Origin of the sequence: Methylobacterium sp. Leaf87 (assembly GCF_001422775.1) — a bacterium.
GTDB lineage: Bacteria > Pseudomonadota > Alphaproteobacteria > Rhizobiales > Beijerinckiaceae > Methylobacterium.
Genome location: NZ_LMMI01000045.1, coordinates 152,757 through 167,536, shown reverse-complemented (window position 1 = coordinate 167,536; position 14,780 = coordinate 152,757). Strand labels below are relative to the sequence as shown.

Annotated in this window: 18 protein-coding genes; 6 read left to right on the top strand and 12 right to left on the bottom strand. The window is 71.2% G+C overall.

All coding sequences use genetic code 11. The features are described from left to right. The first annotated feature begins 6 nt into the window (after positions 1 to 6). Entirely contained in the window at positions 7 to 618 is a 612-nt protein-coding gene (locus tag ASF22_RS17395) for a hypothetical protein (RefSeq protein WP_156467527.1), read from the top strand. On the opposite strand, the gene ASF22_RS17390 is transcribed toward ASF22_RS17395, so the two are convergent. Together ASF22_RS17390 and ASF22_RS17385 are read right to left on the bottom strand one after the other, a co-directional pair. Beyond that, positions 608 to 1,267 carry a methyltransferase gene (locus tag ASF22_RS17390; RefSeq protein WP_056266664.1) on the bottom strand — a complete coding sequence of 220 codons (660 nt, stop codon included), beginning with the start codon at positions 1,265 to 1,267 and terminating at the stop codon, positions 608 to 610. The two genes, ASF22_RS17395 and ASF22_RS17390, sit on opposite strands and share 11 nt — an antisense overlap. Then, on the bottom strand, positions 1,264 to 2,415 hold the full coding sequence (locus ASF22_RS17385) for a glycosyltransferase (protein WP_056266662.1): 1,152 nt from the start codon (positions 2,413 to 2,415) through the stop codon (positions 1,264 to 1,266). The genes ASF22_RS17390 and ASF22_RS17385 overlap by 4 nt, the downstream gene beginning before the upstream one ends. A 91-nt stretch (positions 2,416 to 2,506) precedes the next feature. Between ASF22_RS17385 and ASF22_RS17380 the strand changes: the two genes are divergently transcribed. The 4 genes from ASF22_RS17380 to ASF22_RS17365 all read left to right on the top strand — a co-directional run bounded on the left by ASF22_RS17380 (position 2,507) and on the right by ASF22_RS17365 (position 6,960). After that, entirely contained in the window at positions 2,507 to 2,929 is a 423-nt protein-coding gene (locus ASF22_RS17380; protein WP_056266657.1) for a GNAT family acetyltransferase, read from the top strand. 77 nt (positions 2,930 to 3,006) lie between these two features. Then, positions 3,007 to 4,275 carry a DNA topoisomerase IB gene (locus ASF22_RS17375; RefSeq protein ID WP_056266655.1) on the top strand — a complete coding sequence of 423 codons (1,269 nt, stop codon included), beginning with the start codon at positions 3,007 to 3,009 and terminating at the stop codon, positions 4,273 to 4,275. A 133-nt stretch (positions 4,276 to 4,408) separates the two neighbouring features. Further along, positions 4,409 to 5,419: an SDR family oxidoreductase gene (locus ASF22_RS17370; protein ID WP_056266652.1), complete on the top strand. Its 1,011-nt coding sequence runs from the start codon at positions 4,409 to 4,411 to the stop codon at positions 5,417 to 5,419. A 134-nt stretch (positions 5,420 to 5,553) separates the two neighbouring features. Beyond that, positions 5,554 to 6,960: a cytochrome ubiquinol oxidase subunit I gene (locus ASF22_RS17365; protein WP_056266649.1), complete on the top strand. Its 1,407-nt coding sequence runs from the start codon at positions 5,554 to 5,556 to the stop codon at positions 6,958 to 6,960. A gap of 2 nt (positions 6,961 to 6,962) precedes the next feature. On the opposite strand, the gene ASF22_RS17360 is transcribed toward ASF22_RS17365, so the two are convergent. From ASF22_RS17360 to ASF22_RS17320, 10 genes are all read right to left on the bottom strand, one after another. After that, positions 6,963 to 7,634, bottom strand: a complete 672-nt coding sequence (locus tag ASF22_RS17360) for a response regulator transcription factor (RefSeq protein ID WP_056172343.1) — start codon at positions 7,632 to 7,634, stop codon at positions 6,963 to 6,965. Between the two features lie 213 nt (positions 7,635 to 7,847). Continuing rightward, a complete protein-coding gene (locus tag ASF22_RS17355) occupies positions 7,848 to 8,744 on the bottom strand; it encodes a diguanylate cyclase (protein ID WP_056266647.1) in 897 nt (298 codons plus the stop codon). Between the two features lie 86 nt (positions 8,745 to 8,830). Then, complete coding sequence (locus ASF22_RS17350; protein ID WP_056266644.1) at positions 8,831 to 9,286, bottom strand: hypothetical protein; 456 nt, start codon at positions 9,284 to 9,286, stop codon at positions 8,831 to 8,833. Between the two features lie 197 nt (positions 9,287 to 9,483). Beyond that, positions 9,484 to 9,744 carry a hypothetical protein gene (locus tag ASF22_RS17345; RefSeq protein ID WP_082479073.1) on the bottom strand — a complete coding sequence of 87 codons (261 nt, stop codon included), beginning with the start codon at positions 9,742 to 9,744 and terminating at the stop codon, positions 9,484 to 9,486. Between the two features lie 171 nt (positions 9,745 to 9,915). Then, the gene (locus ASF22_RS24560; RefSeq protein ID WP_200918827.1) at positions 9,916 to 10,074 is read right to left on the bottom strand and encodes a hypothetical protein; all 159 of its coding nucleotides are present in this window, start codon (positions 10,072 to 10,074) and stop codon (positions 9,916 to 9,918) included. A 146-nt stretch (positions 10,075 to 10,220) separates the two neighbouring features. Beyond that, on the bottom strand, positions 10,221 to 10,556 hold the full coding sequence (locus tag ASF22_RS17340; protein ID WP_056266642.1) for a hypothetical protein: 336 nt from the start codon (positions 10,554 to 10,556) through the stop codon (positions 10,221 to 10,223). Next, positions 10,553 to 10,717, bottom strand: a complete 165-nt coding sequence (locus ASF22_RS17335; RefSeq protein ID WP_156369063.1) for a hypothetical protein — start codon at positions 10,715 to 10,717, stop codon at positions 10,553 to 10,555. The genes ASF22_RS17340 and ASF22_RS17335 overlap by 4 nt, the downstream gene beginning before the upstream one ends. Positions 10,718 to 10,979: 262 nt before the next feature. Next, on the bottom strand, positions 10,980 to 11,360 hold the full coding sequence (gene crcB, locus ASF22_RS17330) for a fluoride efflux transporter CrcB (RefSeq protein ID WP_280137426.1): 381 nt from the start codon (positions 11,358 to 11,360) through the stop codon (positions 10,980 to 10,982). 13 nt (positions 11,361 to 11,373) lie between these two features. Further along, positions 11,374 to 12,516 (bottom strand): complex I NDUFA9 subunit family protein, encoded by a 1,143-nt coding sequence (locus ASF22_RS17325; RefSeq protein WP_056172333.1) that lies wholly within the window; start codon positions 12,514 to 12,516, stop codon positions 11,374 to 11,376. 201 nt (positions 12,517 to 12,717) lie between these two features. Beyond that, positions 12,718 to 13,434, bottom strand: a complete 717-nt coding sequence (locus ASF22_RS17320; RefSeq protein ID WP_056172332.1) for a sulfate transporter family protein — start codon at positions 13,432 to 13,434, stop codon at positions 12,718 to 12,720. A 327-nt stretch (positions 13,435 to 13,761) separates the two neighbouring features. On the opposite strand from ASF22_RS17320, the gene ASF22_RS17315 reads away from it, so the two are divergent. Beyond that, positions 13,762 to 14,751 (top strand): kelch repeat-containing protein, encoded by a 990-nt coding sequence (locus ASF22_RS17315; RefSeq protein ID WP_056266636.1) that lies wholly within the window; start codon positions 13,762 to 13,764, stop codon positions 14,749 to 14,751. The last annotated feature ends 29 nt before the right edge of the window (positions 14,752 to 14,780 follow it).

Sequence of the window (14,780 nt, the reverse complement as noted above, 5' to 3'; positions counted from 1 at the left end):
CTGCCGATGGCCCTCAAGCTCGCCTACACGGCTTTCATGGCCGTGCTGGTGCCGACCTACGGGTGGTATTACGGGCCGACGAACTTCCTCTACTTCTGCGACATCGCCCTGATCCTGACCCTCTGGGGGATCTGGACCGAGCGCGCGCTGCCCATCTCCATGGGCGCCGTCGGCATCCTGGCGCCGCAGGTGATCTGGGTGGCGGATTTCACCGCCGGCCTGTTCGGCCTGCCGATCACCGGCATGACCGACTACATGTTCAAGTCCGAGAATTCGCTCTTCCTGCGCGGCCTGTCGCTGTTCCACGGCTGGCTGCCGTTCCTGCTGATCTATCTCGTCTGGCGCCTCGGCTACGACCGCCGCGCCTGGACGGCGTGGTCGGGCCTCGCCGTGGTGGTGCTGGCGGTCTGCTTCTTCGCCATGCCGGCGCCGCGCCCCGATCCCGGCCTCACCCCGGTCAACATCAACTACGTCTGGGGCATGAGCGACACCGCCGCCCAGACCTGGATGTCGCCTTACGCCTGGTTCGGCCTCCTCGTCGTCGGCATTCCGCTCGCTCTGTGCGGGCCGACGCACCTCGCCCTGCGCGCCGTGATGCCGAAGGCCGTCAGGCGGTGAAGCGCCAGACGCTGCTCTGCTTGATCTCGGCATCCTCCAGGGACCGGCTCACCGGCACCGCGTAGGTGGCGAGCCGTTCGAGCCGGTCGCGCGGCAGGTAGGACCGGCCGGGATCGCCCACCAGCACGGTGGCGCCGCGCGCATGCAGCCCGGCCAGCCACGCGGTGACGCGCCCGGCGAGGTCGCATTCGTAGAAGATGTCGGCGGCGAGCACGACGGCGCTGCCGGGATCGGAGCCGATGAGGTCGTCCCGCACCGCCTCGATGCGGTCGGCGACGCCGTTGGCCGCCGCGTTGAGGCCGATGGCGGGGATCGCGAACCCGTCGAGGTCGCTCGCCGTCACGTGGATCGCCCCGGCTTTCGCCGCCGCGATGGCGACGAGTCCGGAGCCCGAGGCGAAATCGAGGACGCGGCGCCCGGAGACGAGCTCGGGGTTGTCGAGGATGTAGCGGGCGAGCGCCTGTCCCCCCGCCCAGGCGAAGGCCCAGAACGGCGGCGGCAGGCCGATGGCCTCGAGCTCGTCCTCGGTCTTCTGCCACAGGGCGGTGGCCTCGTCGGCGACATGCAGCACGATCTCGGGCGCGTGGGGCACCGGCAGCAGCCGGGTGTTTTCACGGATGAAGGCGAGGGGATCGGGCGAGGCGATCATGCCGAGAGCTCCGCGTAGATCGCACAGACGGCGCCGGCCACGGCCGCTTCCGTGAAGTCCCCCGCCCGGATGCGGTCGCGTGCCGCTTCGCCCATCCGCACCACGAGTCCCGGATCGGCGGCGAGGCGCGCGAGGGCGGCGGCCAGCGCCGCGGAATCGTCGGGCGGGACGACGAAACCTTCGAGTCCGTCGCGCACCAGGGAGCGGCAGCCCGGCACGTCGGTGGTGAGGAGCGCGCGCCCGCAGGCGGCCGCCTCCAGCAGGGTGCGGGGCAGGCCCTCGCCGCCCCGCGAGGGCAGGCAGGCGGCGTGGTGGGCGGCGTAGGCCCCGGCGACGTCGGCGGTGGGCCCGTGCCACGCGATCCCGTCGCGCGACCAGTCCCGGAGCGTCGCCTCGGAGATCGCCCGGCGGTTCGAGGGGTCTGGCGCGCCGTAGAGGGAGAGCTCCACCGCCACCCCGTCGGCGCGGGCGCGGCGCACGGCCTCCACGGCCGTATCGACGCCCTTCGACCACAGCATCCGGGCCACCAGGGCGACCCGCAGGGGCGGGGTCGGCGGCAGGGGTCGGGGCGTGAAGGCCTCGGGATCGACGCCGGCCCCGCCGACGAGGGTGACGGCGGTGTCGGCCGGGTCGAGGCCGAGCGCCCGGGCGTCGTCGGGATTCTCGAACAGGAACCGGGTTCGCTTCGAGGCGAGCGGTCCCCGGATGAGGCCGCGCAGCGCCAGGCGCGACAGCCGGCCGGTGGCATCGGCGCGGGCGCCGAGGAGCCCGAGGCCGGTCACCGCGTAGACCCGGGCGGGGATGCCCGCCATGGCGGCCGCGGTGCCGCCGACCAGGATGGCGCGCAGGGCAATGCAGTGGACGATGTCGGCCTTCAACGCCTTGAGGATACCGGCGAGCTGGCCCGCCGCGTACCCCGCCGCCATGGGGTTGAGGCTCGAGCGCTCCGCCTCCAGGTGGACCACCCGCGCACCCGTGGCCTCGATGGGCGCGCGGTGATCGCGCACCCGCGTCACCACCGCCACGGTGAGACCCATGGCGACGGCCGCCCGCGCCAGGGGCAGGAAGTGCGAGGCGAAGAACCAGTCCTCGGTGACGACGAAGACCAGGGTTTTTCGCGCGTGGGGCGGGTGGGGCGGCGTATCCATCCCTCAGCCTGTAGCATGCCTCGCCGCGCAGAAAGGCAAGACCGCACCAGGACAAGACCGCACGAAGACAAGACCGCCGGAGGACAAGTCCATGCACACGACCGAAAGCCTGACGATCCGGCCGTTCGAAGCCGACGACCGCGCGGCGGTGATCGCCCTGTGGCGCGCCTGCGGCCTCGTGGTGCCCCACAACGATCCGGACGCGGACCTCGACCGCGCCGCCGGGCGTCCGAACTCCGACGTCCTCGTCGGCGTCACGCCGGACGGGCGCGTCGCCGCGAGCGTGATGGTCGGCCACGACGGCCATCGCGGCTGGCTCTACTACGTAGCGGCCGAGGCGCGGGGCCGGGGCCACGGCCGGGCCATGGTGGCGGCCGGGGAAGAGTGGCTGCGGGTGCGGAAAATTCCCAAGGCGCAGCTCATGATCCGCGAGAGCAACGTGGGCGTGCGCGACTTCTACGCCGGCCTCGGCTGGAACGCGGTCCCGCGCATCGTCATGGAGCGCTGGCTGTAGCGCGATGTCGCGCCCGGAACGGGGCGGCCCGGCCACCGGTTGTCGCCTGACGAAATCATCCGGGGGGAGCGTTGCGCATGGCGTCGGATCGGGACGAGGACGGCACCGTCGCCGATCCGCGCGACGCGGCCGAGGAGGCGGGCCTCGCCTATGTCGACGAGTCCACGCCGGGGCTGACCCGCCGCCGGAGCGGCACGGGCTTCGCCTACCGCGACCCCAAGGGCGCCCCGGTGCGCGACGCGAAGACCCTGGCCCGCATCCGGGCGCTCGCCATCCCGCCCGCCTACACCGACGTGTGGATCTGCGCGCGCGCCAACGGCCACATCCAGGCGACGGGGCGCGACGCCAAGGGGCGCAAGCAGTACCGCTACCACGCCGACTTCCGCGCCGCCCGGGACCAGACCAAGTTCGAGCACATCATGACCTTCGCCGACGTGCTGCCGGGCCTGCGCGCCCGCGTCGACGCCGACATGGGCAAGGCCGGCCTGCCCCGCGAAAAGGTGCTGGCGACGGTGGTGCATCTTCTGGAGACCACGCTCATTCGGGTGGGCAACGACGATTACGCCCGCACCAACAAGAGCTTCGGTCTCACCACCCTGCGCGACCGGCACGCCACGATCGCCGGCGCCAAGCTCACCTTCCGGTTCAAGGGCAAGAGCGGCAAGACCTGGGACCTCGGCGTGAAGGACCGGCGCGTGGCCCGGATCGTCAAGGCCTGCCAGGATCTGCCCGGCCAGGAGCTGTTCCAGTACCGCGACGCGGACGGCGCCATCCGCGACGTGACCTCGGCCGACGTGAACGCGTACCTGCGCGAGATCACCGGCCAGCCGGTCACCGCCAAGGATTTCCGCACCTGGGCCGGCACGGTGCTGGCCGCCCTGGCGCTGCAGGAATTCGAGGCGTTCGACAGCCAGGCCGCCGCCAAGAAGAACCTTCGGACGGCCATCGAGAGCGTGGCGAGCCGGCTCGGCAACACGCCGACCATCTGCCGCAAGTGCTACATCCACCCCCAGGTGCTCGACGGCTACCTCGAGGGCGACCTGCTGCTGCAGGTGAAGCACGCCGTCGCGGACGAGCTGCGCGACGACCTTACGCGCCTGAAGCCCGAGGAGGCGGCCGTGCTGGGGCTGCTCCAGGCCCGGCTCGCCAGGGTGAGCAAGGCAACGCCGGTCAGGACGGCCACGCGTAAGACCAAGGCCAGCTCCCAGGCCAAATCTAAGGCCGCGACCAAGTCCGTCGGCAGGGCGGGATCGAACGGACGGGACACGGCGTCCGGCTCCGAAAGGCGCACGAAATCCCGGTCGAAGGCCCCCGATGCCGGGACGGCCGACCGGCCCACCGCCTGAGACCCATCCCGACCGCTGCCGCGAAGACGTGTCGTTTGGGCACGGACCTCCCTCCGCAACCGGATTCGAACACGTCCGTTGCCGAGGACGCGTCCCGGGAGACTCGCCGGACGGATCTGGATTTTTGGATAGCATGGCACGCATCGCGGTCGTCACGGGCGGGACCGCCGGCATCGGGCTGGCGACGGCGGAGCTGTTCGCCAAGCGCGGCTGGGCGGTGGCCGTCATCGCCCGCGATCCGGATCGCCTGTCGGAAACGGAGGCCCTTCTCAAGGCCTACGGCCGGCCGGTCCTCGCCATCGCGGCCGATGTCGCGGATGCCGAAGCCGTCGCGGGGGCGGCCGAGCGGGTGGAGCGCGAACTCGGCCCCATCGACGCTTGGGTCAACAATGCCATGGCAACCATCGTGAATCCGGCCGACCGGATCACCCCCGCGGAGTACCGGCGCGTCACCGAGACCACCTATCTCAGCCAGGTCTACGGGACGCTCGCGGCCCTGCGGTTCATGAAGCCGCGCAACCGCGGCGCCATCCTTCAGGTGTCCTCGGGCCTCGCCATCCGGGCCGCACCGCTCCAGGCTCCGTACTGCGCCGCGAAGTTCGCCGTCACCGGCTTCACGGATGCCCTGCGGTGCGAGCTCATCCACGACCGGGTCGCGGTCTCTCTGAGCATCGTCTACCTGCCGGCGGTCAACACGCCGCAATTCAACTGGGCCCGCAACCGCACGGGCCACGGCCAATACGCCCCCGACCCGGTCTACGACCCGCGCCTGTGCGCCGAGGCCATCGTATCCACGGCGGCAAAGCCGCAACGGGACGTCTGGGTCGGTCGCAGCGTGCTGATGATGCATGCGGCACAGGTGATCGCGCCCGGCTTCGCCGATTCCAAGGCCGCCAGCATGTGGGACGCCCAACTCACGGACGCACCGGCTGCGGACAAACCCGGCAATCTGTTCGAGCCCGTTCCGGGACCGGCCCGCATCGACGGGCGCTTCGGCGACCGTACGGAAACCACGCGCAGCGAGTATTGGACCAGCCGCGAGCGCGACTGGATGCTGGCCGGCCTCGGCGGTCTCGCCGCCGTGGGTCTCGTCGGTGCGCTCGCCCTGGCGCGCGGTCCGCGCCGTCGGCTCCCGCGCGCCTGAAGCCGAGGGCTGCGACCAAGCCGCGCCGCGCACGCGAATTTACAGTAGAGTAGACCGATTCGAGCAAGTTCTCCCGGGCCTGTCCTTCCGGACAAGTCCCGCCGGGGGACGCGGGCCGGACGGGAGGATGATCCATGGATGTCGATGCGCTTCTGCTTTCGCGGATTCAGTTCGGCTTCACCATGGCCTTCCACATCATCTTTCCGGCCTTCACCATCGGGCTGGCGAGTTTCCTCGCTCGCCTCGAAGGCCAGTGGTTGTGGACCGGCAACCCCCTGTACCGGAACCTCTACCGCTTCTGGGTGAAGGTCTTCGCGGTGTCGTTCGGCCTCGGCGTCGTGTCCGGCATCGTCATGAGCTACCAGCTCGGCACCAACTGGTCGCGCTACGCCGACTTCACCGGCAACGTGCTCGGGCCGCTGATCCAGTACGAGGTGATCACCGCGTTCTTCCTCGAGGCGGGCTTCCTCGGAATCATGCTGTTCGGCTGGGAGCGGGTGGGGGACCGCCTGCACTTCGTCTCCACCTGCATGGTCGCCATCGGCACCCTGATCTCGGCCTTCTGGATCCTGTCGGCCAATTCCTGGATGCAGACGCCCGCCGGCTTCGTCGTCGAGAACGGCCGGGCGGTGGCCACCGACTGGTGGCAGGTGATCTTCAACCCGTCCTTCCCGATCCGCTACGCCCACATGGTGATGGGCTGCTTCCTCACCACGGCCTTCGCGGTGGCGGGCATGTCGGCCTGGATGATTCTTCGCGGGCGGAAGGAGCCGCCGGCCAAGGTGGCCGGGGCGCGTGTCTCCCTGTCCATGGCCCTGTGGTTCGCGGTGATCTGCACGCCGCTGCAGATCATGATCGGTGACTCACACGGGCTCGCCGTGCTCAAGCACCAGCCGACGAAGCTCGCGGCCATCGAGGCGAACTGGGACCGGCAGGCCAACATGCCGCTGCTGCTGTTCGCGATCCCGAACATGAAGGAGGAGCGCAACGATTTCGAGATCGGTATCCCGAAGCTCGGCTCCTTCATCCTCACCCACGACTTCTCCGGCGTGGTGCCGGGCCTGAAGGACGTGCCGCCCGATCAGCGGCCGCCGGTCTGGCCGGTGTTCTACTCGTTCCGCATCATGGTCGCCATCGGGCTGGCGATGCTCGGCCTGAGCCTCTGGAGCCTGTACCTTCGCTGGCGCGGCACCCTCTACACCAACCGCTGGTTCCTGAATGCCGCGATGCTGATGACGCCGTCCGGCTTCGGCGCCGTGCTGTTCGGCTGGTTCACCGCCGAGATCGGGCGCCAGCCCTACATCGTCTACGGGCAGATGCGCACGGCGGACGCGCACTCGCCGCTCACGGTCAACGCGGTCACCACCTCCCTCGTCGCATTCCTCGTCGCCTACGCGATCATCTTCGGGTTCGGCTCGTACTACCTCGCCAAGCTCCTGCGCAAAGGCCCGGAGCCCCTGGAGGAGGCGGTCCGCGGCGAGGATGTCGCGCGGAAACCCAAGCGGCCCCTCTCGGCGCTCGACGAAACGGTTCGGGCGTAGCGTCAGAAGCCGGCCGGGAGGGCGAACTGGCCCGTGGACGGGCCGGCCGTGCGGCGCACGGGGGTGGATCCCTCGGTGTCCGTCACGGGGGCGAGACCGAGCTGGCGGGCCAGGGCGACGAGGTCCTTGAGGCGACCGGTCTGGGTCTTGCGGCGCAGGTTGAGCCGGTGGGTCTCCACGGTGCGGACGCTGAGGCCGAGGCGGCGGGCCACTTCCTTGTTGCTGAACCCGGCACTGAGGAACCGCAGGATCTCCGCCTCGCGCGGGGTCAGGCCGTCGGTGGGGGCCATACCCTGCGCCGGCGCGTCCAGGCCGGCCAGGGCCAGGATGGCGGCGCAGACGACCCGGGCGGAGGCGGTGCGGGCGACGAACATGTCGGTGCCGGCCGCGACCAGCCGCGCCATCGCGGCGGCGTCCAGGGTCTCGAAGGCGGCGACGATCTTGAGGCCGGGACACCGGGCCCGCAGACCGCCGATCCGCGCCACCCCGCCTTCGGGATCCCCGTCGCCGACGACCACGAGGGCGACATTGGCCCCCGGCACGTCCGATCCGCCGCGGGACAGGTCCGCTTCGCTCACCGTGTGCAGGGTCGGTTCGTGCTCGAGGGCCGCCCGAAAGCTCGGCTGCAGCCCGTGCGGCTCATCGACGATCAATACTCCAACGGCCTGATGCATGCCGCAATCCCCCTCATGTGCCACCACGAGACACCGCGGCAGTACTGCGAAGGTTCACTTCAAGATCTGTTCCAGGCTTCTGTTTACCATGTCTTGTGTGATTTCAAGATCAGCGCGGAGGAGCCGGGCGATGCCGGTGACGATGACTCCGCAGGATGCCGTACGCCGCTGTCTCGCTGCGGTACAGGCCGGAGTCCCGATGGGAGAGGGGGATCAGCCGGCGCGGGCGAGGATCAGGTCGGAGGTCGCGGTGACCACGCGGTTGCGGCCCGTGGACTTGGCTTCGTAGAGTGCGATGTCGGCGCGCTTGACCAGGCCCTCCACCGTGTCGGCCTCGATCCAGTCGCTGACGCCAAAGCTGCAGGTGAGCCGGATCGGTGCGCGCGCCCCGCGGATGCGCAGGGCCTCGATTCCCCGGCGCAGGCGCCCGGCGAGGGTCTCCGCCTCCGCCGCCGGACGATGCGGCAGGACGATGCCGAACTCCTCCCCGCCGAGGCGCCCGACGATGCCCTCGGTGCCGATCTCGCGGGCGACGGCCTGGATCGCCGCATCGCCGACATCGTGGCCGTACTCGTCGTTGATGCGCTTGAAGTGATCGATGTCGAGGAGGATCGCCGACATCTTGCCGTGGTTGCCGGCCCGGTCGGCCGCCTCGCGGGCGCGCTGGTAGAAGGCGCGGCGGTTGAGCAGGCCGGTGAGCGAATCCGTCTGGGCCAGGCGGATCAGTTCGCTCTGCATGGTGGTGAGCCGGTCGGCGGCGCGGAGCCGGGCGTGGAGCTCCTCGGGGCCGGGCGGCTTCTCGATGAAGTCGTCGGCGCCGCTGTCGAGGGCTTCGGCAAGGTTTCGGGCGTTGCGCGCCGAGGACATGGTGATCACGTACAGAGGCCGATTGGCCTCCGCCAGCAGACGGGCGGACCAACACAGTTCGAGGCCGCTGAGGGGCCTGACTTCGAGGCTGGTGATCAGGACGCGTACGGATTGTGTGGTCTCGACGAAATCCAGGGCCTCGCTGGAGTTCGTGAAGGCCGTGACCGTATGCCCGTTGGGCTCGAGCAGGGCGGCGATCATCTTGAGAACGACGCGGCTGGTGTCGACGAGAACAATATGCATGGCGTGCCCCTCACGTTTTCGGAAGGTATCGCCGAGAGATTAAATTGTTGCCAAGTTTTCTCGCCGCCCGCGATGCTTCGCCAAGCTCAGCGCAACGTTGCCTGCCGGGCCGGTACGCTCACGGGCACGACGCGTGCGCCCCCGGCCGACGCGTATGGCGTGGCGGACGGCGCCGGGGCGAACCGGCTCGCGCGGTCGCGTGCGAGCACCCGTGGTCCTGCCGTCGTACGCGCTTTTGCGGTCGCGCGGGCGGCGGGTGCAAGTGATTCGATCACGTAGACGGTGGGCGTTCCGACGGGCGCAGGGTGGATGCCCGAGACGGTGGGGATGCCGTAGGTGCCGTAGCCCCAGGCGCTCGGGACGATCTGGTCGGGCCGCGGAAACCGGGTGAGGGGTGCGCCGACATAGTCGCCCCGGATCGCGGAGCCGGCGTAGCCGTAGCCCGGCCCGACGTCGCCGTAGATCGCCTGTGCCTGCGCGCCGGCGAAGGTCGCGCACGAGAGGGCGGCTCCCAGCAGGGTCGCCTTGAGACGCGTGATCATCGGTGGCGCACTCCGCAACGGGGCCTCGTTCCTGGCCGGCATCATGAGGCACAAACCGCCGGACCGCCCCGGCGTTCCGGCGGGTGGGGGAGGGGAAGAGTGCGTAGGCCTCAGCCCGACGAGGAAACCCGCCTCGGGGCGGGTCCGATCCACGGGGGATCGCGTCGTCCTCCGGTCCGCGACCCTCGCGGGGTCGCTCAGCGGCAGGTGGTGACCCGCCGGACGATCCAGCCCTCGCCATCGACCCAGAGGCGGCGGCGCGAACGGCTGCAATTCGTCAGGTCGTCGTCCCCCTCGGTCATGGCCGCGACGGCCGTGATCGGACGGTTGGGAAGGGCGGACGCCTCGGACGAACCCTGGTTCGCGGCGGGCGCCGCCTGGGCGCCGGAAAGGCCGACGCACGTGACGAACAGGGCGCCCGCGGCCATGGCGGACAGCCGTGTGTGAAAGACCGACATATCTGAATCCTGACCGCGCACCGCTCGGTACCCTCGACCGCCGTTCGGAACGGCCGCGAAGGCCGCTCTCGCTACGACAGATCAAGTCGCGGCGGGCCGGAAGGGTTGCAGGAATTCAGGCGCCCCGGTGGCAGAAAAGTGTCGTTCGCCCCAAGACCAGGCTTCGCCGGCTCAGGGATTCGCCGTCACGGTGATCATCGGAAGGGTGACGGCGACCTGTGCGTCGCCCGGCAGGCCACCGGGCGAGGACGGAAGCAGGATGGCGCCGAGCCCGAGAAGTAGGCTGAACCCGAGCAGGGATACCTCGATGCCGCGATAGAATCCGTCCATGCCGCGCCCCTTCCCAGTGCCTGCGGCCATGATCCGCCACGGTGTGTGAGGAAAGGGTAACCTTGAGTGTGGAAGGGACCTTGGGTGTGGAAGCGGTACCCGCGCGCAGTGCGGATCCGCGGGCGGCCCGCCCCGCCCGCGTCGCGTCAGGCGGATCCGGCGGCCGGCATACGCAGGAGATCCGGCTGCGGCGGATGAAGCAGGGCGGCGGCGAGGTTGGCCTCGAGGACGATGAGGTCGCAATCGGGGTCGGGCTCCCAGCCGCACCTGCATCCGCCGGGCTGCTCGTGGGCCCGGGCCACCTGCCGGTAGAGGGCGCCGAGGGTCCGGGCCGCCGTTTCGAGGGCCTGCATGGCCGGCAGCGGCGCCCGGTTGAGGCTCTGCCAGAACGCCCGGCGCAGGGACTCGTCCAGGGTGTCCTCGGCCGAAGCCGCCTCGGCGCAGGCGTGAGGGGCGGGGTCGGCGTTGAGGCGGGGGTTCACGCGGGCGTCCTCCGGCGGATGTGGGCCGCGACCGGATCCGGGGCGGTGGCGACGAAATCGATGAAGTCGGTCAGGCGGTGCAGGCGCAGGTCGATGCAGGAGCCGTCCCACCAGGCGAGCTGCGCATAGCCCCGGACCCAATCCAGTGCCCGTTCCATCATCGTCGCCTCCCTGCCCGTCGCCGAATCGACGATGACAGCAATGCGGTGCAGCAAGATGGATTTCAATCGTATTGGGAAACATTGGAATGCGTATAAATCGACGCTTCGAGCCTAAAAGACCCAGCTTCGATTTGGATCAATTCCATGTCTTCGGTAAAATCCGAGCGCGGGCATGGGTTTGCCGCGTCGGCCCGCGAAGGGACGGCGGACGGGAGACGACAAACGGGGACGACGAAAAAAGATCGAGCGCGGTGACCGCCCGCTACAGCAGCGTTCGCATGGCCAGGAGGCCCAGCAGGAGGCCGCCGAGGCCGATCCCGACGGAGCCGAAGATGTAGGCGAGGGCGGCGGCATTCTCCCCGCGCTGCAGGAGGACGACCCCGTCGAGGGCGAAGGTCGAGAAGGTGGTGAAGCCGCCGAGCACCCCGGTGGCGAGGAACAGCCGCAGGGGCTGGCTGCCGCCGCGCAGGGCGTACCAGCCCACCAGCACCCCCATCAGGGCCGAGCCCAGGATGTTGATGGCAAGGGTTCCGAAGGGAAAGCCCTGACCGAGGCGCACGGCCGCGACGCCGACGCCGTGGCGGGCCATGCCGCCGAGGCCCGAGCCGAGGAAGACGAGGAGGAACCCCGCCGCGACGCTCACGGAGCGCGCCGTCTCAGCCGCGGGTGCCCCAGCGGGTGCCCATCCGGCTCGGCTGGCTGGCGTCGGGGCCCAGCGCCGGCCCGCTCGGCTTCGAGGGCGCGTAGGGCACCGGTGCCAGGGTCTCGGGGACCTCGGATTCCACCGCGACGCGGGGCTTGGCGAACTGGCCGGCGGTGCGGAAGCGCCAGAGATAGCCCGGCACCACCGCCTCCATGGTGGTGGGCTGGAGACCGATGCCCTCCAGGGTGCGCCCCTCCGCCTTGGCCGCCTCCGAGACGACGTTGTCGGACTGGAGCAGGGTGACCTGATCGCGGGTGAGCTTGAGGGAATCCGGCAGGAGGCCGAGGGTGAGGGTGTCGACGATCTCGAGGGCGCGGGCCTGGAGGCGGGCGACGGGCAGGGGCAGATCGAGCACCTTGCGGCGGCGCATGATCACCGTGAGCATGTAGCGCACGATGGCCTCCAGGGTGGCGACTTCCGGGCCACCGAGCTCGTACACCCGTCCGGCCGGCACGCGGCCCTCCACCGCCCGGGTCACCGCCTCGGCGACGTCGCCGACATAGACCGGCTGGAATCGGCTCCGGGCCCCGGCGAGCGGCAGCACCGGCAGGACCCGGGCCAGGGACGCGAAGCGGTTGAAGAAGCTGTCGCCCGGGCCGAACACCAGGGACGGGCGCAGGATCACGTGCTCGCCTCCGGCCTCCCCGATGCGAGCCTCGCCCAGCGCCTTGGTGCGGGCATAGGCCGACGGCGAGCCGGCATCGGCCCCGATGGCCGAGACGTGGACGAGGGGCGCCCCGACGGCGGCGGCCGCGCGGGCGATCTCGCCGGCGCCCTCGGCCTGGAGCTTGGCGAAGCTCTGGCGCCCGGTCTCCTGCAGGATGCCCACGAGATTGACCACCACGTCCGCGCCGTGGACCGCCGCAGCGATGGATTCGGGGTAGCGCAGGTTCGCCTGCACGGCGACGATCTGGCCGACCTTGCCCAGCGGCTGGAGGAACAGGGCGAGGTCGGGCCGGCGCACAGCGACCCGGATGCGGTAGCCGCGCTTGGCCAGCGCCCGGACCACGTGGCGGCCGAGGAAGCCGGAGCCGCCGAACACCGTGACGAGCTGGGCGTCGGGGCGGGTGAGGGGAAGGGTCTCGAAGCCGGTCATCGCTCTCAAACGTCTCGAAAAGCGGCCCCGGTGCGCCTGGCCGTGCCCCGATCGGGTCACGGGTCCGCGCCGGTCCTGGACGGGTGCCGGAACCGGCAGGCTTCAACCGGCAGGCTTCGACGGGGGACTATCTAGAACAGTTCCGGGCCCTGGGGGAGCCGGATGCCGACGAAAACCGCCGGCCTGTCACCCGGGGGCGCGTCAGCGCAGGCGCGCGGGCGCCTCGGGCGGGGCGAGGGGGGTGCGCCGGCTCAAGCCCTTGTGGACGTGGACCATCAGGGCGATGCCGAACAGCGGCGTGAGGAGGTTGAGGACCGGCACCACCATCAGGCCGGCCAGAAGCGCGCCGGCCGTGAGGGTGGTCGGCCCGTAATGGCGGCGCATGGCCCCGGCCTCGTCCATGGGCCGGAAGCGCCCGGCGGCGAGCTCGAAATACTCGCGCGAGAGCAGGTAGGCGTTGGCGCCGAAGAACGCCACGAGGTTCACGCCCGGCACGAAGAACAGGATCAGGGCGACGAGGTTCACCAGGAGGGCGAGGCCCGCGAAGCGCACGGCGTAGAGCATCGCCCGGCCGAGCGGCAGGGCGGTGCCCGGCGGATCGTGGGGAAAGTCCGTGCGCTCGACGATCTCGGCCGCGTCGTCGAGGAAGAAGCCCGCCACCAGGATCGAGATGGCCGGCATCACGTAGGCGAGCCCCACGAACAGGCCGGCCCCGGCGAAGAACACCGCCAGGGTGTCGAGGAACGGATAGTCCACCGAGAGGTGGTGCTGGGACAGGAACCAGTTGATCGCCCGGGTGAGCCCGGCCCAGACCACGATGAGCAGGCCGACGGTCAGCCCGAGGGACTTCCACAGGATCGCCCGCAGGGGCGGCGAGAAGACCTGCCGGAGGGCGGCGAAGGCGGCCTTGAACAGCATGACCGTGTCTCGAATCCCGTCTTCGTGTCGGATCGTCCGGCGCGGGCGCCGTTCCCGCACGCACGTCCCGAAGGTTCTGCCGGGACGGTTCTGGCGGCGCGGGCGGGTGGATGCAAGGGTGCCGCCGCACACGGTCCGCGTCCGGCAGCCTTCGGCCGCCCGGCGCGTTCGTCCCCGGAGCCCAGCCGGAACCGACGCCATGCGTGCCTTCCTCGCCGTCCTGATCCTCGCGGCCACGATGTCCGCGAGCGCGCATGAGGCCGTGGGCACCCATGAGGCCGTGGGCACCCATGAGGCCGTGGGCACCCATGAGGCMCCCATGAGGCCGTGGGCACCCATGAGGCCGTGGGCACCCATGAGGCCGTGGGCACCCATGAGGCCGTGGGCACCCATGAGGCCGTGGGCACCCATGAGCGCCTGGGGGCAGGGGGGCCGGAGGAGTCAGGCACCTGGCGGGCCGCCGCGCCGGCCTCCGCCCCGCGCTCGGAGGTGGCCGTCGCCGCGCTGGCGGGCCTCGCCTACGTGATCGGCGACTACAACGGGGCCACCGGCCTCCTCGTCCACGATCCGGCCACCGGCGCGTGGGGGACGGGGGCGGCGTTCCCGACGCCGATCCATCACGCCATGGCGGCGGGGTTCGGGGACCGGGTCTACGTCTTCGGCGGCTACGGCGCCGGCTGGCGGGCGAGCGACCGGGTCTGGGCCTACGATCCGAAGGCCGATGCCTGGAGCCCGCGCGCGCCGATGCCGAGCGCCCGGGCGGCAGGGGGCGCGGTGGCGATCGGCGACCGCATCCACGTGGTCGGCGGCAGCGTCTCGGGCGGCGGCAACGCGGCCGGCCATGCGGTCTACGACCCGGCGCGCGACCGCTGGACCGAGGCCGCCGCCCTGCCGACCCGGCGCGACCACCTCGCCGTCCAGGCCGTGGACGGCCGCCTCGTCGCCATCGGCGGGCGGATCGACGGCGACCCCGCCCGCAACCGCACCGTGACCGAGATCTACGACCCGGCCGCCGACGCCTGGCGCACGGGGGCGCCGATGCCGACGGCCCGGAGCGGGGCCGCGGCGGCGGTGCTCGGCGGACGGATCTTCGTCATGGGCGGCGAATCGGACGCCCGCACCTTCGGCGCCGTCGAGGCCTACGATCCGGCGCGGGATGTCTGGACCCGGCACGCCCCCCTGCCCACCCCGCGCCACGGCTTCGGCGCCATCGTGGCGAATGGGCGCATCCACACCCTGGTGGGCAGCCCGAAACCGGGGGGCGACCGCTCGAGCCTCGTCGAGGTCCTCGACCTCGGCGACGGGGCGCGGCGCTGACGCTGCGCGTTGCCGCGCATCGCCGGCCT